The sequence below is a fragment of the Buchnera aphidicola (Artemisaphis artemisicola) genome, assembly GCF_005082365.1.
GTDB classification, from domain to species: Bacteria; Pseudomonadota; Gammaproteobacteria; order Enterobacterales; family Enterobacteriaceae; genus Buchnera; species Buchnera aphidicola_AR.
Genome location: NZ_CP034900.1, coordinates 296,588 through 323,253, shown reverse-complemented (window position 1 = coordinate 323,253; position 26,666 = coordinate 296,588). Strand labels below are relative to the sequence as shown.

The following is a 26,666-nucleotide window of genomic DNA, read 5'->3' as shown; positions in this document are numbered from 1 at the left end:
TTAATTTTTATAATTGAATAGTTGACCATTTTTTATTTTGAATAAAATAGATATTTTTTTTATTAGAAAAGGATCATGTGTGACAATTATAAAAGAAGTATTAAAATCAATGTTTAATTGTAACATTAAATTTAAAAAAATTTGTGAATTGTACATATCTAAATGACCGGTCGGTTCATCTGCTATTACTAAAACTGGTGTATTTATAAAAGCTCGAGCAATAGCAACACGCTGTCTTTCTCCTCCAGAAAGTTCAGATGGATATTTTTTGATTTTATTTTCTAATCGAACTTTTTTTAGCATTTCGTATGCTTTTTCTTCAGAATCTTTATTATTTTTTTTACTGATTAAAAGAGGCATTGCAACATTTTCTAATACATTAAAATCTAATAATAAATGATGAAACTGATAAATAAAACCTAATTTTATATTTCTAAAATCTGCTATTTGATTAGATGACATTGAATTGAACGATTTACCGTCAAAAAATATACTACCAGAAGTTGGGCTGTCTAGTCCCGCAAGTAAATGTAGTAAAGTAGTTTTTCCTGAACCTGATTTTCCTATAATTGCTACTATTTCTCCTTTTTTTAATTCAAATGATATATTTTTTAAAATATTTAAAACTGTATTTCCATTTTTATAAGATTTAGTTAAATCAACACATTTTATAATATTATTCATTTGATAAAAGCTTAACTGGTTGTAATCGAATAGCCTTCAAAGTTGGGTATACGATTGTAATTATTGTTAATAATATAGAAATTAAATTAATTAAAATAATCTGAAATGGTTTAATTATTATTGTAATATTAATTTCATGAAAAAAAATTTTAATAAAAAATTTTAACAAATCATTTTGTATAATTAATGCAATACTAATTGCTGTACCAAAAAAACTTCCAATAATAGCTGTACTAGATCCTATAATAATAAAGATCAACATAATTTTCCAATTCAATAATCCTTGTGTTTTCAAAATAGCAATAGCATTCTTCTTTTCTATTATATATACAGTAAGTGTAATAAATATATTTAAAATAGATATGAATAAAATCAAGAAAAATAAGAATAACATCATATATTTTTCTATTTTTATAGCTTTAAAAAATTCACCTTTTTGTAATTTCCAATCTAATACAACTAGTTGAGTTGATATTTTTTTTAGTTCGTTTATATTAAAATCTAATGGATTTTTTAGCCAAAATCTCCATCCAGTAACATAATTTTTCGAATAATTTAAAAATTTTAAAACATCTTCTTTATTCATTAATATTTGATAATAATCAACTTCATTTTGAGTGCTAAATGTATTAATAATTTTAAATACACATTCATTAAAAATCTTTCCTGAAAAATAATTTTTTTTATCAGATAAAACAATTAATGTGATTTTATCACCAATATTAACATGAATTTTTTTAGCTAATTCTTTTCCTATAATTATATTATTTTCACCTGATTTTAATTTATCTAAAACATCGTTAGTACTATACTTTTTCACATTATCATAGTTATTAGGATCAAAATCAATTATTTCCGCCATAGCTACGTTGTTTTTATTTTTTACAATCACTTCTTTACTTATAAAAGTAGAAAATTTTTCGATTTCTTGTGATTGTAAAATATCTTTAGGAAATTTATTTTTATTGATATATTTATTTTGATTGGTGATTATCAAATGTGGAATAAAAGTCAAAATATTTTTTTTAAAATTATTTTCAGATCCGTTTATTATAGACAATATAATAATTAGTGAAGATGTACTAATGCTAATGCCTAAAATAGATAGAATAGTAATAAATTTTTTAAATTTTGGTAAATGAGAATTCCAAAGATAACGAAAACCAATAAAAAAAGATATAGGTTTATACATTAAAATATTGTCTTAAAATAAATAAATATTTCATGAATAAAATATATTAAATAGAAAGAATATATACTATTTTAAGTATTTAAATTCATAAAATTAAAAAGATTATAAAATATAACTAATTATAAAAAAATTTTTAATTGATGCAATTAATATTGATTTTTTAATAATTTAAAATTATCTAAAATTAGACATATATAGATTTAATAAAAATTTTTATTTTTTATCTTTTGCTTATTTTATTATAAAATATCTAAATCGATTTAATAAACTTTATAAAAATATTGATTTTATTAAATAAAAAATTTTTTTTTAATTATTAAAATATTTATTAAAATTAAATTTTTATTACTTTCTTTAAAAATAATATAATTCTATGAAAATTACAGAAAATAAAATCTTAAAAAATAAAAAAATTATTTATTTTAAATACCAAAATTTGTTAAATTTATTTCAAAAAATTCAAAATCAACAATCAAATAATCAATTATTATATAATTTGCGTTTATTTTCAGGAAGAATTATATTTTCTTTAACAAAAAATAAGTTTTTAAAAACAATTTTAAATTTTTTAATAAAAAATAACATTCATCCACAATGTATTAAAAAAATTATTGATATCAATAAAAATTTTGATTATTTTTATATGATACAAGAACTGAAAAATGGATTTTTAGATAAAAAAAACAATATTTTATTTATTTCTACACAAGATTTATTGCCATTGTTATCTAAAAATCAATATATTTCTTATATTAAAAAAAATACTACAGTTCTTAAAAAGAATCATCTTTCTGATCTTATTTTAAATCAACCCATTTTACATATTGAACATGGAATTGGACGATATCAAGGACTAACTACTATAAAAACTGCTAGTATAAAATCTGAATATTTAATTATTTTATATGCAGAAGGAGATAAATTATATGTACCAGTTTCATATTTACATCTTATTTCATCTTATACTGATTCATCGATAAAAAATGCTCCACTTCATAAATTAGGCAGTGATGAATGGCATAAAGATAAAAAAAGAATCAGTAAAACTGTACACGATCATGCTGCAAAATTATTAGAAATTTATGCAAAAAGAGAATCTAAAAAAGGTTTTTCTTTTAAACATGATGAAAAAAAATATCAAATGTTTTGTAAAGATTGTTTATTTGAAACAACAAATGATCAAAATCAAGTTATAAAAGCTGTATTAAAAGATATGTGTAAATCAACTCCTATGGATCGTTTAATCTGTGGCGATGTAGGCTTTGGAAAAACAGAAGTCGCAATGAGAGCAGCTTTTTTATCTGTATCTAATAAAAAACAAGTAGCTATTTTAGTTCCAACTACTTTATTAGCACGGCAACATTATAAAAATTTTAAAATTCGTTTTTCTAATTGGCCTGTTAATATTCATATATTATCTAGATTTCAAAGTAAAAAAGAACAAAATTTAATTTTTCAAAATACTAAAAATGGTCAAATTGACATTTTAATAGGAACACATAAATTAATATTTAAAAAAATTACATGGTACAATATCGGATTATTAGTTATTGATGAAGAACATAAATTTGGGGTTAATCATAAAGAAATTATTAAAAAAAACTATTCTGATATTGATATATTAACTTTAACTGCTACACCTATACCTCGTACTTTAAACATGGCTATGACTGGCATAAAAGACTTATCTATTATAGAAAAACCTCCAGCTCAAAGATTAGCAATCAAAACTATTATTAAAGAATATTGTCCATTATTAGTAAGAAAAACAATATTGCGTGAAATATCAAGAGGAGGACAAGTATATTATATATATAATAAAGTTAAAAATATTAATAATATTGCTGAAAAATTATCAATATTAATTCCTGAAGCTAATATTAAGATAGGTCATGGACAGATGAATAATATAGATTTAAAAAAAATTATGACTGATTTTTATAAAAATAAATTTAATGTTTTAATTTGTACTACAATTGTTGAAAGCGGTGTTGATATACCAAGAGCTAATACAATTATTATTGAAAATGCCGATCATTTTGGATTGTCTCAACTTCATCAATTACGTGGTCGTATTGGCAGATCAAATCATCAAGCGTATGCTTTATTTATTGTTAATAATTTTAGTCAAATTACTTCTGATGCGAAAAAAAGACTTGAAGCAATTTCGTCAGTTAATAATTTTGGAGGAGGTTTTTCTTTATCAAATCAAGATCTTGAAATTCGTGGAATAGGTGAATTATTAGGTAAAGAGCAAAGCGGACATATGAAAAACATTAGTTTTTCTTTATATGTAAAATTATTGGAGAATGCTATTAATTTATTAAAAACTGGAAAAAGTTTAACTGTTAATGAATTAGTAGAAAAACCATTAGAAATAGAATTAAATGTATCTTCTTTATTTCCTGAAGATTATATTATAAATGTCAATACAAGGTTGTTTTTTTATAAAAAAATAGCTAGTGCTCAAAATGAAAAACAAATAGAAAAAATAAAATATACATTAATAAAAGAATTTGGTAAATTACCTGATTTTTCTGAAAACTTAATTACAATTGCTAAAATACGATTAATTGCATATAAATTAGGTATTAAATATATAAAATCTAATAAAAATATAGGTTTTATAGAATTTCATAAAAATAATTCTGTTAATACTCAATATTTACTTAAAATATTTTCAGAAGAACCAAATGTTTGGAAAATGATAAGTTCAACAAAATTAAAATTTACTATTAATTTAAACAATGATGTTATTCGTTTGAAATGGATTATAGAATTATTAAAAAAATTAAAAAAAAATAATATTTAAATATTATTAAAAAATCTTATGTTAATTTTTTTAAATTAAATTAAATTATATTTGATGATAATAAATTTTTTATAGTAAAATACTATATAAATTTTTATTAAAAAAAATCAAAGGAATAATATGAGACAAGTTGTTTACATTGCAAACTCAGACAGTCAAAGCATTGAAGTATGGAATTTACATTGTAATGGGAACATGAATTTAATTCAAAAAATTGAAACATATGCTGAAGTTCAACCTATTGAAATTATGAAAGAAAAAAATCTATTATATGCTGGAGTTAGTTCTAATAATGAAATTATTACATATTTTATAGACGATAATGGCTTTTTAGAAAAAAAAAGTAGTATTTCGATTACAGGAAAAGCAAATTATATTTCTCTTAATCATACTAATGAATTTTTATTTTGCAGTTCTTATCATGCAAACTGTCTTAATGTTAATTCATTAAATCAATATGGAATACCTCAAAATGCAATACAAATTATTCATAATATACAAGGTTGTCATTGTGCTAGAATAAATGATAAATATAATATATTATTTGTAACATCTCTTAAAGAAGATCGTATTTATTTATATTATTTAACAAATTTTGGAATATTACAAAGTACTGAACAACAATTTTTAAATGTTCAAAAAAAATCAGGACCTCGTCATATCGTTTTTCATCCAAATCAAGATTTTATTTATACTATAAATGAATTAAATGGTACTATAGATGTATGGAATATTAATAAAATCAATAATAGAATACATATAAAACATATACAAAATATTAATCTTTTAAAAGATCAATTTCAAAAAAAACATTGGTCTTCCGATATTAAATTGACTTCTTGTGGACGTTTTTTATATGCTTCTGATCGATTTTTTAATATAATTTCATTATTTCATATTAATCAAAATAATAATAAAATTGTTTTTTATAAAAATTATAAAACAGAAAAACAACCTCGGTCATTTGCTATTGATTTTACGAATAAATATTTAATAGTTGCTGGTGAAAAATCTAATAAATTAATTATTTATAGTATAAATAATGAAACTGGAGAATTAAAATTATTGAATATACATCATACTGGTAAAAGACCTATATGGGTAGTAATACATAAATTATAATAATATTTATATAAACAAGGAATTATCATCCAATGCTTCAATAATTACATTTATTAATTTTTTTAATGCATAAGTATTTATTATATAAGGAGGTACAATATAAATTAGATTTTTAAATGGTCTAATCCATACACCATTTTTTACGAAAAATTTTTGTATTAAAAACATATTAACCGAACGAGAACATTCTACAACGCCAATTGCACCTAATATACGTACGTCAGTTACATAAGGATGATTAATTAATGGTAACAAATTTTTAGAAAGTTGACTTTCGATATCAGATACTTGTGTTTTCCATTCATTAGTTTTTAATATTTTTATATTAGCATTAGCAACAGCACATGCTAATGGATTTGCCATATAAGTAGGACCATGCATAAAACATTTTACATTACTTTCGCTAATAGTATTTGCGATATGTCGAGAACTTAAGGTGGCAGCTAAAGTAATTGTACCGCCAGTCATAGCTTTTCCTAAACATAGTATATCTGGTACTACATTAGCATGTTCAAAAGCAAAAAATTTTCCAGTACGACCAAAACCAGTTGCAATTTCATCAAAAATCAACGGTATACGGTAATAATCACATAAAATTTTTATTTCTTTTAAAAATGTAGGATGATAAAAATTCATTCCTCCTACACCTTGAACTATAGGTTCTAATATCACTCCTGCTATTTTAAGCGAATTTTTTTCTATTTTTTCTTTAAAAGATATAATATCACTAGTATTCCAATTTTTATGAAAAGAAGATTTTGGAGTATTTGCAAATAAATTTTTTGGTAGTAAATTATTGTAAATTTTATGTATAGAATTTTCAGGATCAGATACTGACATAGCTGCAAAAGTATCACCGTGATATCCATTTTTAATTGTTAAAAACAATCTTCGTTTTTGACCTAATGATTGCCAATATTGTATTAACATTTTCATTGCTACTTCAATAGAAACGGAACCAGAATCACAAAGAAAAATACAGTCTAATTTTTTTGGTGTTAATGAGATTAATTGTTGACAAAGTGCAATTGCTGAAGGATGTGTAATTCCTCCAAACATTACATGAGACATTTTTTTTATTTGTTTTTTTAGAGCTTTGTTTAAAATAGGATGATTATATCCATGTATTGCAGACCACCATGAAGACATTCCATCTATTATATTTTTTCCATTTTTTAATTTTAAATAAATTCCTTTAGCAGATTTAACACAATAACTAGGAATAGGGTTTATCATAGATGAATAAGGATGCCAAATATGTTTATAATCAAAAAATATATCGAATTGATTCATGATTATTTATATATAAAATATTAAATAATTTAGTATAAACCTTTGTTAAGGTAAAATCATAATTTTTTTTGGAGATAATATGAAAAAAAAATGGACATTAGAAAATACTAAAATACTTTTTGAAAAACCATTTTTTGATCTTATGTTTAAAGCTCAAAAAGAACATAGAAAATATTTTAATCCTAATACAATACAAATAAGTACATTACTATCAATAAAAACTGGTTCTTGTCCAGAAGATTGTAAATATTGTCCACAAAGTTCAAGATATAAAACAAATTTAAAAAAAGAACCTTTATTAGAAATAGAAACAATACTCAATGCTGCAAAACAAGCAAAATCTTCAGGATCTAGTAGATTTTGTATGGGAGCTGCATGGAAAAATCCAAAAGATAGAGATATACCTTATTTAGAAAAAATCATAAAAGAAATAAAAGCAATGGGTATGGAAACATGCATGACTTTAGGAACTTTAAATACTTCACAAGCAAAAAAACTAGCAAAGGCAGGTTTAGATTTTTATAATCACAATTTAGATACATCTTCTAATTTTTATAAAGAAATCATAACCACTCGTACATATGAAGAAAGACTAGAAACTTTACATACAGTACGTAATGCTGGAATGAAAATTTGTTCTGGAGGCATTATAGGTTTAGGTGAAAAGGTACAAGATCGCATAGAATTGTTAATGGAATTATCTAATTTACCTATTCCTCCAGAAAGTGTACCAATTAATATGTTGATTAAAATTCCAGGAACTCCAATGGAACAAAATAATGATGTTGAACCGTTTGATTTTATTCGTGTAATTGCTATTGCTCGTATTATGATGCCAAAATCTTATATTAGATTATCTGCAGGACGTCAAAAAATGAATGATCAAACTCAAGCAATGTGTTTTATGGCTGGAGCAAATTCTATTTTTTATGGATGCAAACTATTGACTACAGACAATCCAGAAAAAAAACAAGATATAAAGTTATTAAAAAAACTTAATTTACATCCTGAATATAAAAAAAACTTTATATTAAAAAAACAAGAAAATAAATTCTTTATTAAATCATTAAAAATTGATAAAGAACAATATTATAATGCTGCAATATAATTTTATATAATATATTTATTATAAGTTATAATAATGTAACTCTTGTTAAGAGTAACTCAATATTATATGTTATATTATTTAATATATTATAACACTATAGTAGAGTTACTCTATTTAGAGTAAAATTAAATATTTTTTTATTAATATAAATTATTTATTTTATCAATCAAAAAAAAATTATTACTAATTATTAAATTTTATATTAATTTAATACTATTAAATATCACTGTCAAATACGACATTATTATGATTAAAAAATTTTTCATTACTGGAACTGATACAAATATAGGCAAAACAACTGTTAGTAGTATTTTGTTAAAAAAAGCTACAGAATCTGGATATAAAACAGCAGGATATAAACCAGTATCATCTGGATATCAAGATCGACCATGTTGCTTTTTTAAAAATGATGCAGTTATTTTAGGAAAAAATAGTGCTGTAAAATTAAAAAATAATGAAATTAATCCAATTTCATTTATTGAAAACGCTCCTCCTCATATTTTAAGTCAACTTCAAAAAAAGAACATTAAAAAAGAAGATTTATCTTTAGGTTTAAAAAAAATTATCACTCAAAGTAATTGGATTATAATAGAAGGTGCTGGTGGATGGTATACACCTTTATCTTATCAAGATACTTTCTCAGATTGGGTAAAACATGAGAAATTAACTGTCATTATTGTTGTCGGCATTAAAATAGGTTGTATTAATCATGCTATTTTAACAGAAAAAGCGATTATTTCAGAAAAAATAAAATGCGGCGGCTGGATTGCTAACAATATTCATCCAAAAGACATGTATAACCCATATTACATCCAAACTTTGTTAAGTTATATTAAAGCTCCATTATTGGGTATAATTCCTTATTTAATAGATACAAATAACATCAAATTTAATCAAATAAATATAACATTGCCTTCATAAAGTAAATGTATTATTTTTTAATTAAAATCTTGTTTTTACTATTAATATAATTTTTAACAAAGATGGATATATTTGATTTAATTAAATATAAACTGGATATTTAGAACATATATCTAATACTTTATTTTTAACATTGATGATATTTATATTATCATTGACATCATTTAATATACTAGACATCCAATTTGATATTTCCAAAACTTCTTTTTCTTTAAACCCTCTTCTAGTAACAGCAGGTGTGCCAATACGTATTCCTGAAGTTATAAAAGGACTTTTTAAATCGTTAGGCACAGTATTTTTATTTATAGTTATGTTGGCTTTGCTTAAAGCAATATCGGCATGTTGTCCAGTTATGTTTTTATTAGTTAAATTAATTAAAAATAAATGATTATAAGTGCCTCCAGATACTATTTCGTATCCTTTTTTTAAAAAATTTTTTGCCATAATTTTTGAATTTTTTACAATTTGCTCTTGATATGTTTTAAATTTTGGTTCTAAAGCTTCTTTAAATGCAATAGCTTTTCCAGCTATTACATGCATTAAAGGACCTCCTTGAGCACCTGGAAAAACTGATAAATTTAATTTCTTATATAAATTATCACTTCCATTTTTTGCAAGAATTAAACCGCCACGAGGTCCAGCTAACGTCTTATGAGTTGTACTGGTAACAACATGTGCATAATTTATTGGATTTGGATAAATTTTAGCAGCAATTAAACCTGCAATATGAGCCATATCAACAATAAAATAAGCATTAACTGTATCAGCAATTTTTCGCATTTTTTCCCAATCACAAATACCAGAATATGCTGAAAAACCACCAATTATCATTTTTGGTTTATATTTTTTAGTTAAAAAAGATAATTCTTCATAATCAATTTTACCATTTTTATCTAATCCATATGAAATTATATTGTATAATTTTCCTGAAAAGTTTACAGAAGATCCATGAGTTAAATGACCTCCATGAGATAATTTCATGCCCAGTACTGTATCACCAGGATTTAAAAGTGCTGTATAAACAGCAAAATTAGCTTGAGAACCAGAATGTGGTTGAACATTAGCATAGTCTGCAGAAAATAATTTTTTTGCTCGAAAAATTGCTAATTCTTCTATTGTATCTACATATTCGCAACCTCCATAATATCGTTTACCAGGATAACCTTCTGCATATTTATTAGTTAATTGTGAACCTTGTACGTGCATAACATGATAACTTGTATAATTCTCTGATGCAATTAATTCAATATGATTTTCTTGTCTTGTTTTTTCTTTTTCTATTGCATCCCATAATTCTGGATCATATTTAGAAAAATCTATTTTATTGTTAAGCATATTTAACCTAAATTTGTAATTATTTTATAAAAATTAATTAATATGTTTGAAATAATTTTTTATTTTTGATAATAATTCGTTTTTTAATAAAAAATATTCTTCTTTTTTTTTTATATCTTTAATTAAAAAAAAACCGTTTTTTATTTCTTTATCACCTATTAAAATAATAATCTCAGAGGAAGAATTAATAGCATGTCTTATTTTTTTTTTAAGATTTTGATTAAAAAAATTAATAAATATTTTTAATTTTGGATATAAATCCCTTATTTCTTCAGACAAGTTAACAGCATAAAATTTATTATGTTCTCCAATGAAAATAATATAAATATGAATATTCTCTACTTTTTCTGAAAAAATATTTAATTCTTGCATTAGTAATACCAAACGTTCTATTCCTATCGCAAATCCTATAGCAGGTGTCTTTTGCCCTCCCATTTCTTCAACTAAATAATCATATCGTCCTCCTGCGCAAATAGCATTTTGTGTTCCTATTTTATTACTTTTCCATTCAAATACAGTGTTATTATAATAATCTAATCCTCGTACTAATTTTTTATTATGTTGATATTTTATTCCGTAAGAACTAATCATTTTGCATAAATTTTTAAAATGATTATATGCAGAAATATTCACGTACTCTTCTAATAATGGAGCTTGATTTAAAATTTTTTGAATTTCTATGTTTTTAGTATCTAAAATACGCAAAGGATTAGTATATAATCGTCTTTTGCAATCTTCATCTAATAAATATCGATATTTTTCAAGAAACAAAACTAATTCTTTTTTATATTTAATGCGATCTATTCTAGAACCAATTGAATTAATTTCTAATGTTAAATATGAATCAATACCAATTCTTTTCCATAAACGATTAGTTAAAAGAATCATTTCTAAATCAATATCTTCTTTATCTAATCCAAATACTTCTACTCCTAATTGATGAAATTGACGATATCTTCCCTTCTGAGGTCTTTCATATCGAAACATAGGACCTAAATACCAAAACTTATGGTTTTTTGTATTTAATAAATTATTTTGTATAAGAGCTCTAACACAACCTACAGTTCCTTCTGGTCGCAAAGTTAAACTATTACCTTTTTTGTCTTTAAAAGAGTACATTTCTTTTTCTACTACGTCAGTAATATTTCCAATAGCCCTTTTAAAAATTTCTGTTTTTTCTATGAGAGGTAGTCTAATTTCTAAGTAACAATAACTAGTCAATACTTCTTTAAAAATAATTTCTAGATAATTCCATATTTGCAATTCTTGTGAAAAATAATCATGCATTCCTCTGATAGACTGAATTTCTTTATTCACTATTATCTCTTATGTTAGCTATAAATTAAGTGCAATTTATAATTAAATATTATTTTTTATAATAATTTAATTGATCTAATTCTTTCGCTTTTTTACGAATTTTATTTTCCATTTGTTCTATTATTTCCTCATTTTTTAACTTATTTTTTTGACGTATACCATTTTCATAAAATGCACTGTATTTATGATTTCCAGTCAGTCCTAATGTAGCTGTTTTAGCTTCACCTATGCCATTAACAATACATCCAATAATAGATACATCAATAGGAGTTGAAATATCTTCTAATTTTTTTTCTAATACATTTACTGTATTAATTACATCAAATTCTTGTCTAGAACAAGTAGGACAAGCAATAAAATTAATTCCTCTTGATCGCAAACATAAAGCTTTTAAAATGTCATACCCTACTTTTACTTCTTCAATTGGATCGGCTGCCAATGAGACTCTTAATGTATCTCCGATACCCAATGTTAATAAAGAAGAAATACCTATAGATGATTTTACTGTTCCACTTCTTAAACCTCCAGCTTCTGTTATACCGATATGCAAAGGTTGAGTAATTTTTTTTGCTAATATTTTATAAGCTTCAATAGCTAAAAAGACATCAGATGATTTAACACTAACTTTAAATTGATTAAAGTTTAAAGTATCAAAAAATTCAATATTTCTTAAAGCTGATTCTACTAAAGCTTCTGGAGTAGGGGTTTTGTGTTTTTTTAATATATCTTTCTCTAAAGAACCAGAATTTACACCAATACGAATAGGAATATTTTTATTTTTCGCATAATTAATTATTTCTGATACTCTTTTTTTATTTCCAATATTACCAGGATTGATTCTTAAACAATCTGCTCCATATTCTATAGCTTTTAAAGCTAATCTATAATCAAAATGTATATCTGCAACTAACGGTACTGATACTTGTTTTTTAATAATTTTAAATGATTCAGCATCTTTTAATGTCGGTATAGAGACACGAACTATATCTGCTCCTACTTTTTGCAATTGTATAATTTGATTAATAGTCTCTAAAATATTTGTTGTACGAGTATTAGTCATCGACTGAATTGAAATAGGAGCATTGTTTCCGACAGGTATTTTACCGACATAAATACGATCAGATTTTCTTCTATTAATATTTTTTTTTGTTTTCATAAATTTTTTTATGTTTAAAATAATTAATATGACAAATAAATTATATTATAAATGAAGTATTCTTTTAAAATTTTTTAAATCTATGTAAAAAAATGTAGATAATTTTTAATAAATATTAATTTTATTTTAAATACGATTAATTATATTACCTGTTAACTGTCCACATGCTGCGTTAATATCTCTTCCTCTATTTTTTCTAATAACTGTAATAAATCCTTTTTTTCTTAAAATATTTGCAAAAATATTAATTCTATTCATGTTACTAGATCTAAAAGATGAATTAAAAAAAGAATTCCAAGGAATTAAATTAATTTTACTAGGCATCTTATTTAATAGGATAGCTAATTGTTCAGCATTTTGATTAGAATCATTAATTCTATCTAACATAACGTATTCTATTGTTATTTTACCGCGATTAGCATATGAAAATTTTAAATACTGTAACGATGAATCTAAAATAGATGCAATATTATATTTTTTATTAACTGGCATGATAAGGTTTCTAATATAATCATTAGGAGCATGTAAAGAAATAGCTAGACATACATCAATCATGCTGTGTCTTAATTTATTTAATGCTGGCACTATCCCTGACGTTGACAGAGTAACATGTCTTTTTGATAATCCAAAACCATGTTTGTCTAAAATTATTTTTAGTGCAGAAATAACATTATTTATATTTAATAGAGGTTCTCCCATTCCCATAAAAACTATATTAGTAATGCATCTATTAAGATTTTTTTGTTTTAAAACTTGATTTGCTTGCCAGATTTGAGAAATAATTTCAGAAACTGTTAAATTTCTACTAAAACCTTTTTTTCCAGTAGCACAAAAACTACATTTTAAAGAACATCCAATTTGTGAAGATATACATAATGTAGAACGTTTATTTTCAGGAATATAAACAGTTTCTATTTTTTGATCGTCAATAGAAGTAAGCCATTTTATCGTGCCATCACAAGATATTCTTTCTTCTATAAATTTTGGTGCAAATATATAAGATATATCATTTAGTTTATTTCTAATTTTAAGACTAATATTTAACATTTTATTGAAATCTTGACAGTAATAATTATAAATCCAATTCATAATTTGTTCTGCAGAAAAATTTTTAGCTCCTAAAGAAAGAAGAAAGCATCTTAAATCTTGACGATTTAAGTTTAATAAATTAATTCTAGATTTAGAAATATTTAATATATTAATATTATTTTTCATCTAAAATCCTAATAATGTAAAATAATTTTTCATTAACCATTAACCTGATAAAAAAAATAAATAATATTTTTTATAAAAATTAATAATAATTATATATTATTTAATAATTTTTTTTATTTTATTTCTAGTTTTGTAATATTTTTAATTATTAATAAATATTAAAGATAGTCTAATCGTGCTATTATTTTAATAAATTTTAAAATCTAGGAGAATTGAATGCATCCCATGTTAAATATTGCTATTCGTGCAGTACGAAAAGGAGGAAATGCTATTGTTCAAAATTACGATACACAAAAATTTATTAATGAAGATACAGAGAAAAATAAGATATTTATAAAGAATATTATGTATAAAACATATAGAATAATTACTGAAATTATTTATAAATCTTATCCGAATCATCTTATTTTAAATAAAAATGAAAATTTTTTATTAAAAATAAATAAAAAAAATACTATTTGGATTATTAATGAATTAGATGGAAAAAATAATTTTATTAAACATTTTCCCCATTTTTGTATTTCTATTGCCGTAATTGTAAAAGGAAAAATAGAAATTTCTGTTATATACGATCCTATAAGAAATGATTTATTTACAGCAGTCAAGGGACAAGGTTCACAATTAAATGGTTATCGAACTAGATGTAGTAATATTAATACATTAAACCACACTACTGTTGCAATCAATTTGCCTAATTACATTAATGATCAATCTTTATCCTATTTTGAAATATACAAAAAACTAACTTCATGTGGAATTTCTTTTAGATGTACTGGTTCCATTTTACTTGATCTAGCATACACTGCAGCTGGTCGAATTGATTGCTTGTTTAATTTTAATTTAAAACAAAATAATTTTATAGCTGGTAAATTACAAGTACAAGAAGCTGGTTGTTTAATTAGTAATTTCACAGGAGGCTATAGAAATAATAATTCTCATTGTGGAAATTTAATCAGTAGTCCAAAATTTATTAGATTAATTACTGAAAAAGTTCGTGAATATTGTATATTATAATTAAATAATTATATATAAATATACTTTATTAACTTTAATAAAAATCATTTATCAATAATATGCCATTTTTTATTGATAAATATAGCTGACCATCCTGTAAATTTTCCTTCTTTTTTAGAAGCAATATAGTGTTGTTGATTTTTTTTATTAAAACAAACTATTGTTTTATTACCATTATTATCAATTACGGGACCGCTCGATAAATAATGTATTTTTTCTGGCAATAAATGTTGAAAACGTACAAGTTCTTCTATGAATGGAGATCTAGTTTCACGTGACTTAGGAAAAGTATTAGCAGCAAAAAAGATACCTGAGACTCCTTCTCGTAATACAAACCATGCATTAGATTTTTTGCATAATAATTCTGGAAATGGTATTGGTTCTAATTTTGGATCAGATATTTTACCATTAGGTAATATTTTTCTTGTGTTTTTACAAGTATTATTAGTACATGTAAAAAATTTTCCAAATGGACCTATTTTAAATATCATGTCATCATGACATTTTTCACATTTAATAATTTTAGACAAATAATCAGGACTTTGAAAAATTCCTTTTTCTACCTTATAGCCCAAACAACTGGGATTATTAACACAAATATGTAATTTAAGGTTTTTATTAATAAAATAAGTATCCATTATCATATTGCATATATTACATTTATTTAAAGATAGATCTTTTTCAATATTAATATTATTAATATCAAAATCACTTAATGGTATAAGATTAATAGTTTTTTTACAACTTTTTTTAGATCGAGGATAATATCCTAAACAACTAAGAAAAACACCTGTAGTAGCATTTTTTATTCCCATTTTTTTAGAACAAATTGGACAATTTAGAGATGTAGGAACAATAGTATTGGGCTCCATTCCTCCTTCTTCTGGTTTTTTTTTAGCTTTTTCTAATTGTCTAGAAAAGTCTTTAAAAAAAGAGTCTAAAACATTTTTCCATATTATTTTATTTTCAGCAATTTTATCAAGTGTTTTTTCCATACGTGCAGTAAAATTATAATCAATTAAATTACTAAAACTTTTTTTTAATCTAATAGTAAGAATTTCTCCCATTTTTTCTGCATAAAATTTATTTTGTTTTATTTTGACATAACCTTTTTCTTGTATTTTCGATGTTATCGAAGCATAAGTTGAAGGTCTTCCAATTCCCTTTTTTTCTAATTCACGAACTAAAGATCCTTCATTAAAACGAGGTTTAGGTTTAGTAAAAAATTGATAACAATTAATTTTATCTATCAATAATATGCTGCCTATATTTATTGCAGAAGTTTGAAAAATTATGTTCTTTTCTTCTTTTAATATTTTATTCCAACCGTTAAAAATTATTATTTTTTTCTTCTTTTTTAATTTAAATCTATCAATTGATGCTGTTAGAGTTATAGATTCATATATGACTGGTTTCATTTGAGATGCTATAAATTGATTCCAAATTAATATGTATAATTTTTTAGCGTCTATAGTCAATTCATCAGAATCTATATTTTTTATTTTTACATTAGATGGTCGAATAGCCTCATGAGCTTCTTGAGAATTTTTATGATTAGAATATATATTTGGTTCTTCAGGTAAATAATCATTACCATAAGTATTTTTTATATATTCTCTAGCTTTTTTAATAGCATGTTTACTTAAATAAATAGAATCAGTTCTCATGTAAGTTATATAACCTTCTTCATATAACTTTTGTGCTAAAAACATTGTTTTTTTTACACTAAAACTCAAATAAAAATTTGCGTACTGTTGTAAAGTAGACGTTATAAAAGGAGCAGGTGCTACTTTATAAAGTGTTTTTTTTTCATAATTTTCTACAATACATGATGATGTTTTAATTTTTTTTATTACAGAATCTACTTCTTTTTTATTTTTTAGAAAAACTTTTTTATCACTATCATGTGTAACTTCCATAGTAATTTCTTCTTTGTCTTTAGAAAATAGAGTTACATTTAATTTCCAATATTCTTCTGGAATAAAGTTTTTTATAATATTTTCGCGTTCAGTAATTATTCGAACAGCTACAGATTGAACACGTCCAGCAGATAAACCTCTTGAAATTTTTCTCCATAATAAAGGCGATATCATGTATCCTACAATACGATCCATAAAACGACGTGCCTGTTGGGCTTGTACTCGATGCATATTGATCTGACCTTTATTTTTAAAAGCGTTTTCTATAGCATGTTTTGTAATTTCATTAAATATTACACGACTAAATTTAGAAGAGTCTCCTCCAATAACTTCTTTTAAATGCCAAGCAATTGCTTCGCCTTCTCTATCTAAATCTGTAGCAAGATATATATGATCTACTTTTTTTGCAATATTTTTTAACTCAGAAATTATTTTTTCTTTCCCAGGTAAAATATAATATTCAGCTTTCCAATTTTGATAAGGATTAATACCCATTGTTTTAAAAAAAATATTTTTTTTATCAGATTGTAAAATAGTATTTTTTATTTTCTTAATGGGTTTTTTTAAGTTTTTTTTATTTTTATATTTGCTATTAAATAAATCCCGAATATGTCCTATGCTAGATTTAACTATATATTTTTGTCCTAAATATTTATTTATAGTTTTTGCTTTTGCTGGAGATTCAACTATTACAAGAGATTTTTGCATATTTTTACCTAGTAAATCATAACTTATTAAGTTATATTTATTTGTTTTTAAAAAACAATGAAATATTAAATTTCTTAAAAAATTTATTTATTTCTTTTATTATAAATAATTTTTATAAAAAAATAACTTTAATAAAATTTGACTAATATTATCTGCAATAGATGTAGTTAAACGTTCTATTATTTTTTTAGTATAGACGTACTGAATATTTAATAAAATATATTCTTCCATTTTAGAAATTAAAATATCATCACTTGTACTTATTTTATCGACTAGTTTTTTTTCTAAAGCAGTCGTTCCAAACCAATGCTCACCATTAGATACACTTTCAATATCTAAACAAGGTCTCATTTCTTTTATAAAATTTTTAAACAGATCATGCGTCGCATTTAGTTCTGATTGAAATTTTTTACGTGTTTCTTCAGTATTATTACCAAACATAGTTAATGTCCGTTTATAATCACCAGCAGTATGAAGTTCCATGTCAATATGAAATTTTTTTAATAATTTATTAAAATTAGGTATTTGACCAACGACACCAATAGATCCTATTATTGAAAATGGTGCTGCAACAATACAATCTGCAACGCATGCCATCATATAACCTCCGCTAGCTGCAATTTTATCTACAGATATAATTAATCTTATTCCATTTTGACGTAATCTATTTAATTGAGCAGCAGCTAAGCCATATCCATGAATAACTCCGCCAGAACTTTCTAAACGCAATAATACTTCATCGTTTTTATTTGCAACTGAAAGTATGGCCGATATTTCTTCTCTTAATCCAAGCACTTCATTAGCATATACTCCACTTTTAAAATCTAAAACATATAGAATTTTATTTTTATTTTTTTTATTTTTTTCTTTTTCTTTTTTTAACCATATCTTTTTTTCAAAATTTTTCATTGTAGAAAACAAAATTTTCATTTTAGCATTATCATATTTTTCTTGTAATAAAGTAATTTTTAGATTACTTTTTTTATTGTTTTTTCTTTTTAATATTAGAGTAAATAATAACAATGAAGAAAAAATGATCATAATTACAGTAACTATTTTTACTAAAAACAAGCCATAATTTACAATTAAATTCACAAAATAAACCTTTTTAAAAGTAGAATGTTTTATTAAAATAATCAATAATTTTTAATATAATGTAAAATATTATAAAATTATTTAATAGAGATTGAATTGCATAAGTCATTTACTAAAATTGAATTTAATTCAAGCCAATGACCTGGTTTTAAATTTTTCGGTAAAATAATATTTCCATATCTAATTCTAATTAATCGGCTGACTTGACATTGAACTTTATTCCACATAGATCTAATTTCACGATTTCTTCCTTCACATAAAATACCTTTAAACCATTTGTTTTGACCTGATTTTTTATCGTTAATAGCTTCTATTTTCTTAAATGAAGCATAACCATCTTTAATTTTAACTCCATTTTTTAAAATATTCATTGTATTTTTATTAATTTTTCCAAAAATTCGCATGCAATATTCTCGTTCTATTTTATTATTAGGATGCATAAGTTTATTAGCCAAATCACCATTGTTTGTAAAAATTAATAATCCTTTAGAATTAATATCTAATCTTCCAACACTAATCCAGTTGTTATGTTTGAAAAAAGGTAATTTCTCAAATACAGTAGGACGTTGTTTAGGATCATATCTAGTACAAATTTCTCCTTCAGGTTTATTGTAAATAATAATTTTAGTTTTAAAATCGATTTTTTTTATAGAAATTAATTTTCCCATAATTATTATTTCATCAAGATTTTTATTATTTAAACGCTGACCAATTAAAGCTTTTTTGCCATTAATAAAAATACTTCCAGTATTTATCATTTTTTCTATTTTTCGACGTGAAATACATGAAACACGTGACAATATTTTTTGTACTTTTTCAGTCATTTAAAATCCTTGATTATTTTAGAATTTATAGAACATTAATATTAGATTATTTATTTTTTTTTAAATAATTTACTGGAATTAAAGTTAATAATATTCCTATAAATAAAGGAAAAATAAACCATATTTCATAAAATAAAATAGTATTTTTATAAATATAGTTATCTAAAAATCCAGAAATAAATGGAAAAATTAAAAAAACTGTAGATGCATAGAATGCACTAACTTTTTTTTGTAAATAAAAATAAGAAAGAATTCCAAAAATGCCAGAAAAATCACCAAGGTAAAATATGGCTAAAATAGATTTTTTAGAAAATAAACTAATATGAGGATGTTCTATAAACCAAGATATTATAGATAATAATATACCAGATAATAATGAGGGTAATGCATTAAAAGTAATAACTGATACATTACAACATTTTTTTTGACATTCAGAATAAATCATAGCATGACTAAACAATGCGATTAGTAAAGCTAAAATACCTTTCCATTGAAAAAAAGATTGTGATACTAATTCTATAAGTAAGATAATTGATAATGTAGTTAATGAAATAAATATTCCTATTTTTTGTATTAAAAATAGTTTTTGTTTTAAATACAAGGATGATATTGTTAATACAATTACAGGCATATTTGAAAATATAATAGAAGCTAGAGAAGAATTGACATATTTGCCTCCATATAACATTAATGTAAATGGTATAGAAAAATAAAATATAGAAATAATTAATTGAAACCATCTTTGTTTATATGGAAATAATAGAGGTGTTTTTGTATAATAAGCTAAAACGATCAATAAAGGAGATGCTATTAAAAAACGTATTCCAGTAGCGAAAAATGGAGGAATAGTTTCTGTGATAATTTTCATTGCAATCCAAGTAGTGCCCCATGTAATAGATACTAAAGAAAATAATATTATTATTACTACATTATTCATTTTAAACATTCCTAAAAATAAAAACATAATAAATTAATTTACTACAACAACAATTGTATAATATTTTTTATACTGAAAAAGATTTATAAAACTTTTACAAAAAAAATTTACTAAATTTAAATTGAATTATCTACGTCAATAGATTATTGTAAAATTCAACTAACACAAAAAAACTTTATATATAAATATTTTATTTAAAATTTTTCAAGGTTATACATGCAAAATATTTTAAAAAAAATTTATGATTCAAAATACTTGAATCAAAAAGAAAGTTATGAATTATTTAAGTTTATTTCTTCTGGAAGAATAACAGAAATTGAGTTAGCTTCTGTTTTAATCGCAATGAAAATTAGAGGCGAATCAGAAAACGAAATTATAGGAGCAATATATGCATTTTTAGACGATATGAAATCTTTTTTAAAACCTAATTATATCTTTTCAGATATAGTAGGGACGGGTGGTGATGCTAAAAATACTATTAATATTTCAACTATTAGTGCATTTGTTGCTGCATCTTGTGGATTTAAAATTATTAAACACTGTAATAAAGGGGTTTCTAGTACATTAGGTTCTTCTGATCTTTTAAGAAAATTTGATATAAACTTGTATGCATCTTCAAAAACATCTCTTCAAACTTTAAATGAATTAAACATTTGTTTTTTATTTGCTCCTAAATATCACAATGGTTTTCAATATTCCGATAATGTCAGAAAAATTCTAAAAACTAAAACTATTTTTAATATATTAGGACCGTTTCTTAATCCTGCAAGACCTCCTCTTACTCTAATTGGTGTTTATGATAAAAAATTAATCAGTCCTGCGATAACTATCTTAAAAAAATTAAAATATAAAAGAGGAATAGTGTTACATGGCAATAATACCGATGAAGTTACGTTAAATGGAATTACATATGTTTCTGAACTATTAAATAAGAAAATTATTTCATATGAATTACAACCGAAAGACTTTGGTTTAAAAATGCATACCGAAAAATTATCTTTAAATAATTCATCAGAAGAAAATTATAATTTAATTTATCAAATTATTAAAGGAAATGGAAAAAAAATACACGAAGAATTAATCGCAGTAAATACAGCTTTATTATTAAAAGTATTTGGAGAAGAAAATTTAAAAGAAAATACTGAATTAGCATTAGATAAAATTCGTAGTGGAGATATTTATAAATATATAAAAAACGTTTCTGATATGCTAAAAGAAGACAATTATGCAAGAGACTATACTTAAAAAAATTATACAAGATAAACATGATTGGATAATGTTTCGAAAAAAAAAACAACCTTTAATCAGTTTTAAAGACAAAATTAATACACAAACACGTGATTTTTATTATTCCCTAAAAAATAAAAAAACTTTTTTTATACTTGAATGTAAGAAAAAATCTCCTTCTTTAGGAATTATTAGAAATAATTTTAATTTAATTAATATTGCGCATATTTATAAAAAATATGCTTCTGCTATTTCAGTTCTCACAGATGAAAAATATTTTGAAGGAAATCTAAAATTTATTGATATAGTGCGAAAACGTGTTTGTCAACCTATTTTATGTAAAGATTTTTTTATCGATCCATATCAAGTATATTTAGCTCGATATTATAATGCAGATGCTATTTTATTGATGTTGTCTATTTTAGATGATACGCAGTATAAACAACTTTCTAGAATAGCAAAAACATTAAATATGGATATACTAACCGAAGTAAACAATATTGAAGAGTTAAATCGTGCTCTTAAATTAAATGCTAATATTATTGGTATTAATAATCGTAATTTACATGATTTATCAATTGATTTGAATCGTAGTCGTATGTTAGCTCCCTTAGTTGTTAAAAAAGAAGTTATAATTATCAGTGAATCAGGTATACGTAATCATAGTCAAATTAAAGAATTAAGCAAGTTAGTTCATGGTTTTTTAATTGGTTCACATTTAATGTCTAAAAAAAATTTAGATATAGCAGTTCGTTCTATAATTATAGGTGATAATAAAGTTTGCGGATTAACACGAAAGATTGATATTAATGTTGCAGAAAAATATGGTTCAATTTATGGAGGACTTATTTTTATTAAATCTTCTTTAAGAAATATCTCTAAAAATATTGCAAAAAATATCACTATTGACACGCAATTACGATTAATAGGAGTTTTTCAAAATGAAGAAATTAATATTATCACTAAAATTGCTGAAGAACTATCTCTATATGCGATTCAATTGCATGGTCAAGAAAATCAAATATATGTTAATAAATTAAGAATGGCTCTTCCTAAAGAAATTAAAATTTGGAAAGCTTTTTCTATTCAATCAAAATTACCTATTCTTAATTGGCAGAATATAAACATGTATATATTAGACTCTTCTCATGGAGGAAGTAACACCTCTTTTGATTGGTCTCTTTTAAATAACTACTTATTAGATAATGTTCTTTTAGCAGGAGGAATTAATTTAAAAAATTGTACTTTAGCTTTAAAATTAAATTGTTCAGGATTAGATTTAAATTCTGGTGTAGAAAGTTCTCCTGGTATTAAAAATCATAAAAAAATAAAAAAAATATTTCAAAAATTAAGAAATTATTAAATTAATTCATATTAAATATATTAAGGAAATAATTACATGACTTTACTAAACCCGTATTTTGGTGAATTTGGTGGTATGTACGTTCCTCAAATATTAATGCCTGCTTTATTTGAATTAGAAAAACATTTTATAGCTGCACAACAGGATTTAGATTTTCAAAAAAAAATCGATGATTTATTGAAAAATTACGCAGGTAGACCAACTCCGTTAACTTTATGTAGAAATTTAACTATAGGTACAAAAACTAGAATTTATCTTAAGAGAGAAGACTTATTACATGGAGGTGCACATAAGACGAATCAAGTTTTAGGACAAGCAATGTTAGCAATTAGAATGAAAAAAAAAGAAATTATTGCGGAAACAGGTGCTGGTCAACATGGTGTGGCTACTGCTATTGCGTGTTCATTATTAAATTTAAAATGTAGAATTTATATGGGCATTAAAGATATTAAAAGACAATCTACTAATGTATGTCGTATGAAATTAATGGGAGCACAAGTTATACCAGTAACTAACGGTTCGGGAACTTTAAAAGATGCATGTAATGAAGCTTTACGCGATTGGTCTAAAAATCATAAAACTTCTCATTATATGATTGGAACTGCAGCAGGACCACATCCTTATCCTACTATTGTACGTGAATTTCAAAAAGTTATTGGAACGGAAACAAAAAAACAAATATTAGAAAAAGAAAATAAATTGCCAGATTCAATTATTGCATGTGTTGGTGGAGGTTCTAATGCTATAGGCATTTTTTCAAATTTTATTGATAATCATAAAGTTTCTTTAATTGGTGTTGAACCAGCTGGTCGAGGTATAGAAACAGGTAAACATGGTGCACCATTAACACATGGAAGAACTGGTATTTATTTTGGAATGAAGTCTTATTTAATGCAAAACAAAGAAGGTCAAATTGAAAATTCATGGTCCATTTCAGCAGGATTAGATTTTCCTTCTGTTGGTCCAGAACATGCTTGGTTAAAGAGTATTAATCGTGCTCAATACGTCTCAATCAATGATGAAGAAGCCATTTTTGCATTTCAAACTTTATGTGAAAAAGAAGGAATTATTCCTGCTTTAGAATCTTCTCATGCATTAGCATATGCATTAAAAATAATGAAAATTAATTCTAAAAAGGAACAACTTTTAATTGTCAATCTTTCTGGACGTGGAGATAAAGATATTAATACAGTAAATAATTTTTTAAAAAAGGAAAAATATAATGAACCGATATAAAAAAATGTTTAAAAAATTATCTATGCTGAAAGAAGGGTGTTTTGTTCCCTTTGTTGTTTTAGGTGATCCTACTTTAGAAATATCAATAAAAATAATTAAGATTTTAATTGAAAATGGTATCGACGCTTTAGAGATTGGAATTCCCTTTTCAGATCCATTAGCTGATGGACCTATTATTCAAAAATCAAGTTTACGTGCTTTATCTAATAAAAATACTTTTTTAGAATATTTCGATATATTAAAAAGTTTAAGAACACAATATAAAGAAATACCTATTGGCATTTTAATATATGCTAATCTTATATATAATCAAGGTATTAATAATTTTTATCTACAGTGTCTTAGTTCTGGTATAGATTCAGTTTTAATAGCTGACGTTCCAATTGAAGAATCAAAAATTTTTTATAATAATGCAAATAAATACAAAATTGATTCTATTTTTATATGTCCACCAGATGCTAATGATGATTTATTAAAGAAAATTTCTTTATATGCTAAAGGATATATTTATGTATTGTCTCGTTTGGGAATAACAGGAAAAGAAGATGATATATTTTCATTATCTCAAAATTTTATAAAAAGAATAAAAAAATATACTTCTATTCCATTATTACAAGGTTTTGGCATTTCTAATACTGAACAAGTTAAAAAAGCTATAACGTCTGGTTTATCAGGTATAATATGCGGTTCTGCAATTATAGAAATTATTGAAAAAAATTTAATTAATCAAGATTTGATGTTTAAAAAAATAAAAGCATTTGTTAAATTGTTAAAAAAATCTACTAAATACAATCTATAATTATATATATATAAATATGCTCATCTAAAATAATATGTATAATCTTTTATTATATATAACGTTTATGAGGAGTATACGAATAATGATTACTTTAAAAGAATTACGATATGATACGCAATGTTTTTTTTATAAACAAATATCAACTATTTTTTTTCTATCAATTTTTATTACATGTATTAATGTATTAATAGATATGTTGATTAAACCGGAAATGCATATTATATCTATAATAGAAAAGAGTAATTTTATTAGCACTAATAGGTTATTAGAATCAATTAATAATATGAATTTTGATGAAAAAAAGCAATTATTAAAATATTCTATATTAAAAACAATAGCATTGCTAATGAATAAAACATTTTTTTTATCAAGTTTAATTACTTTAATTTCTTCTTTATCTAAAAATAAAAAAGAATCAATTATATCATTAATTTATTCTTGTTTTTTCTCTTTGCCAAGTTTATTTATTTTAAATTTTATGATTACTTTTATTGCTCAATTAGGATATTTATTATTGTTTATTCTAGGTATTTTTCTAACAATAATATTATCTTTATCACCAATTATTTTTCATTTCAAAAAACATAGTTTAATTGATTCTATACGTCTAAGTATGTATATATCTTGTAAAAATATTAGAATAATAGCACCAGGTGTTTTATTTTGGATTTTTGGAAAACTTATGTTAACAGTATTATTTTCTAATATTTATATTGTTAATAAAAATATTATTTTTTTTATATTAAATATTAATATTAATATATTATATGCTATTTTAATTATATTTTTATTTCGATTTTACATGCTTTTAATACGTTGTTAAAAATTTTAAAATTATTTAGGTATATATTATGAAACATATATTAAATATATTACCAATGTTTATTTTTTTTATATTTTATAAATTTTATGATATTTTCATAGCTTCTGGAAGCTTAATTATTTCTTCAGGATTACTATGTATACTTTATTGGATACTATATCATGAAATAGATAAAATTAATTTATTTAGTTTTTTTATAATTACTTTTTTCGGCTCCCTTACAATATTTTTTCATAATAGTCAATTTATTAAGTGGAAGATAACAATAGTTTACATAATTTTTTCTATAATATTATTAATTAGTCAATTTTTAACAAAAAAGACAATAATGCAAAGATTACTAGAAAAAGATATAACTATCTCTAATGTTTATTGGCGTAAAATTAATTTTTTTTGGTCTTTATTTTTTTTATTTTGTAGTATTTTAAATGTTTACATAGCATTTTATTTTTCAGAAGAAACATGGGTAGCTTTTAAAGTATTTGGATTTACATTTTTAACATTTTTTGTAATTTTAATAACTGGTATTTATATAAATTGTAAAATATCAAAAGAAAAATAATTTT

General features: G+C 23.3%; 22 protein-coding genes. 11 read left to right on the top strand and 11 right to left on the bottom strand.

Features of this window, described 5'->3' with window-relative positions; all coding sequences use genetic code 11:
* Both lolD and D9V59_RS01475 read right to left on the bottom strand, forming a co-directional pair.
* Positions 1-684, bottom strand: coding sequence for a lipoprotein-releasing ABC transporter ATP-binding protein LolD (gene lolD / locus D9V59_RS01480; protein ID WP_158364414.1), 684 nt, complete (start codon positions 682-684; stop codon positions 1-3).
* Positions 677-1,876, bottom strand: coding sequence for an FtsX-like permease family protein (locus tag D9V59_RS01475; RefSeq protein WP_158364412.1), 1,200 nt, complete (start codon positions 1,874-1,876; stop codon positions 677-679). The genes lolD and D9V59_RS01475 overlap by 8 nt, the downstream gene beginning before the upstream one ends.
* A gap of 373 nt (positions 1,877-2,249) precedes the next feature.
* Between D9V59_RS01475 and mfd the strand changes: the two genes are divergently transcribed.
* Together mfd and pgl are read left to right on the top strand one after the other, a co-directional pair.
* Positions 2,250-4,688 (top strand): transcription-repair coupling factor, encoded by a 2,439-nt coding sequence (mfd, locus tag D9V59_RS01470; RefSeq protein WP_158364410.1) that lies wholly within the window; start codon positions 2,250-2,252, stop codon positions 4,686-4,688.
* A gap of 120 nt (positions 4,689-4,808) precedes the next feature.
* Entirely contained in the window at positions 4,809-5,810 is a 1,002-nt protein-coding gene (gene pgl / locus D9V59_RS01465) for a 6-phosphogluconolactonase (RefSeq protein WP_158364408.1), read from the top strand.
* 6 nt (positions 5,811-5,816) lie between these two features.
* Here the strand turns inward: pgl and bioA are convergent, their stop codons facing one another.
* Positions 5,817-7,103, bottom strand: a complete 1,287-nt coding sequence (gene bioA, locus D9V59_RS01460; RefSeq protein ID WP_158364406.1) for an adenosylmethionine--8-amino-7-oxononanoate transaminase — start codon at positions 7,101-7,103, stop codon at positions 5,817-5,819.
* Between the two features lie 79 nt (positions 7,104-7,182).
* Between bioA and bioB the strand changes: the two genes are divergently transcribed.
* Both bioB and bioD read left to right on the top strand, forming a co-directional pair.
* Positions 7,183-8,211, top strand: coding sequence for a biotin synthase BioB (gene bioB, locus D9V59_RS01455; protein WP_158364404.1), 1,029 nt, complete (start codon positions 7,183-7,185; stop codon positions 8,209-8,211).
* A 246-nt stretch (positions 8,212-8,457) separates the two neighbouring features.
* Positions 8,458-9,132 carry a dethiobiotin synthase gene (gene bioD, locus D9V59_RS01450; RefSeq protein WP_158364402.1) on the top strand — a complete coding sequence of 225 codons (675 nt, stop codon included), beginning with the start codon at positions 8,458-8,460 and terminating at the stop codon, positions 9,130-9,132.
* 81 nt (positions 9,133-9,213) lie between these two features.
* Here the strand turns inward: bioD and glyA are convergent, their stop codons facing one another.
* From glyA to rlmN, 4 genes are all read right to left on the bottom strand, one after another.
* Positions 9,214-10,467, bottom strand: coding sequence for a serine hydroxymethyltransferase (gene glyA, locus D9V59_RS01445; RefSeq protein ID WP_158364400.1), 1,254 nt, complete (start codon positions 10,465-10,467; stop codon positions 9,214-9,216).
* Positions 10,468-10,500: 33 nt separating this feature from the next.
* Positions 10,501-11,784, bottom strand: a complete 1,284-nt coding sequence (gene hisS / locus D9V59_RS01440; RefSeq protein ID WP_158364398.1) for a histidine--tRNA ligase — start codon at positions 11,782-11,784, stop codon at positions 10,501-10,503.
* 49 nt (positions 11,785-11,833) lie between these two features.
* Positions 11,834-12,940: a flavodoxin-dependent (E)-4-hydroxy-3-methylbut-2-enyl-diphosphate synthase gene (gene ispG / locus D9V59_RS01435; protein ID WP_158364396.1), complete on the bottom strand. Its 1,107-nt coding sequence runs from the start codon at positions 12,938-12,940 to the stop codon at positions 11,834-11,836.
* Positions 12,941-13,066: 126 nt separating this feature from the next.
* Positions 13,067-14,155, bottom strand: coding sequence for a 23S rRNA (adenine(2503)-C(2))-methyltransferase RlmN (rlmN, locus tag D9V59_RS01430; protein ID WP_158364394.1), 1,089 nt, complete (start codon positions 14,153-14,155; stop codon positions 13,067-13,069).
* A gap of 216 nt (positions 14,156-14,371) precedes the next feature.
* On the opposite strand from rlmN, the gene D9V59_RS01425 reads away from it, so the two are divergent.
* On the top strand, positions 14,372-15,169 hold the full coding sequence (locus D9V59_RS01425; RefSeq protein WP_158364392.1) for an inositol monophosphatase family protein: 798 nt from the start codon (positions 14,372-14,374) through the stop codon (positions 15,167-15,169).
* Between the two features lie 44 nt (positions 15,170-15,213).
* Here the strand turns inward: D9V59_RS01425 and topA are convergent, their stop codons facing one another.
* The 4 genes from topA to D9V59_RS01405 all read right to left on the bottom strand — a co-directional run bounded on the left by topA (position 15,214) and on the right by D9V59_RS01405 (position 20,652).
* Positions 15,214-17,796, bottom strand: coding sequence for a type I DNA topoisomerase (gene topA, locus D9V59_RS01420; RefSeq protein WP_158364390.1), 2,583 nt, complete (start codon positions 17,794-17,796; stop codon positions 15,214-15,216).
* A gap of 99 nt (positions 17,797-17,895) precedes the next feature.
* A complete protein-coding gene (gene sohB / locus D9V59_RS01415; RefSeq protein WP_158364388.1) occupies positions 17,896-18,891 on the bottom strand; it encodes a protease SohB in 996 nt (331 codons plus the stop codon).
* Between the two features lie 77 nt (positions 18,892-18,968).
* Entirely contained in the window at positions 18,969-19,715 is a 747-nt protein-coding gene (locus D9V59_RS01410) for a pseudouridine synthase (RefSeq protein WP_158364386.1), read from the bottom strand.
* A gap of 46 nt (positions 19,716-19,761) precedes the next feature.
* Positions 19,762-20,652 carry a DMT family transporter gene (locus D9V59_RS01405; RefSeq protein WP_158364384.1) on the bottom strand — a complete coding sequence of 297 codons (891 nt, stop codon included), beginning with the start codon at positions 20,650-20,652 and terminating at the stop codon, positions 19,762-19,764.
* Positions 20,653-20,868: 216 nt separating this feature from the next.
* Between D9V59_RS01405 and trpD the strand changes: the two genes are divergently transcribed.
* The 6 genes from trpD to D9V59_RS01375 all read left to right on the top strand — a co-directional run bounded on the left by trpD (position 20,869) and on the right by D9V59_RS01375 (position 26,662).
* Positions 20,869-21,897 (top strand): anthranilate phosphoribosyltransferase, encoded by a 1,029-nt coding sequence (gene trpD / locus D9V59_RS01400; RefSeq protein WP_158364382.1) that lies wholly within the window; start codon positions 20,869-20,871, stop codon positions 21,895-21,897.
* Complete coding sequence (gene trpCF, locus D9V59_RS01395; RefSeq protein ID WP_158364380.1) at positions 21,878-23,242, top strand: bifunctional indole-3-glycerol-phosphate synthase TrpC/phosphoribosylanthranilate isomerase TrpF; 1,365 nt, start codon at positions 21,878-21,880, stop codon at positions 23,240-23,242. The genes trpD and trpCF overlap by 20 nt, the downstream gene beginning before the upstream one ends.
* 36 nt (positions 23,243-23,278) lie before the next feature.
* Positions 23,279-24,478 carry a tryptophan synthase subunit beta gene (gene trpB / locus D9V59_RS01390; RefSeq protein WP_158364378.1) on the top strand — a complete coding sequence of 400 codons (1,200 nt, stop codon included), beginning with the start codon at positions 23,279-23,281 and terminating at the stop codon, positions 24,476-24,478.
* Positions 24,465-25,277: a tryptophan synthase subunit alpha gene (gene trpA, locus D9V59_RS01385; RefSeq protein WP_158364376.1), complete on the top strand. Its 813-nt coding sequence runs from the start codon at positions 24,465-24,467 to the stop codon at positions 25,275-25,277. The genes trpB and trpA overlap by 14 nt, the downstream gene beginning before the upstream one ends.
* Positions 25,278-25,356: 79 nt before the next feature.
* On the top strand, positions 25,357-26,100 hold the full coding sequence (locus D9V59_RS01380) for a YciC family protein (RefSeq protein ID WP_158364988.1): 744 nt from the start codon (positions 25,357-25,359) through the stop codon (positions 26,098-26,100).
* A gap of 28 nt (positions 26,101-26,128) precedes the next feature.
* The gene (locus D9V59_RS01375; protein WP_158364374.1) at positions 26,129-26,662 is read left to right on the top strand and encodes a septation protein A; all 534 of its coding nucleotides are present in this window, start codon (positions 26,129-26,131) and stop codon (positions 26,660-26,662) included.
* The last annotated feature ends 4 nt before the right edge of the window (positions 26,663-26,666 follow it).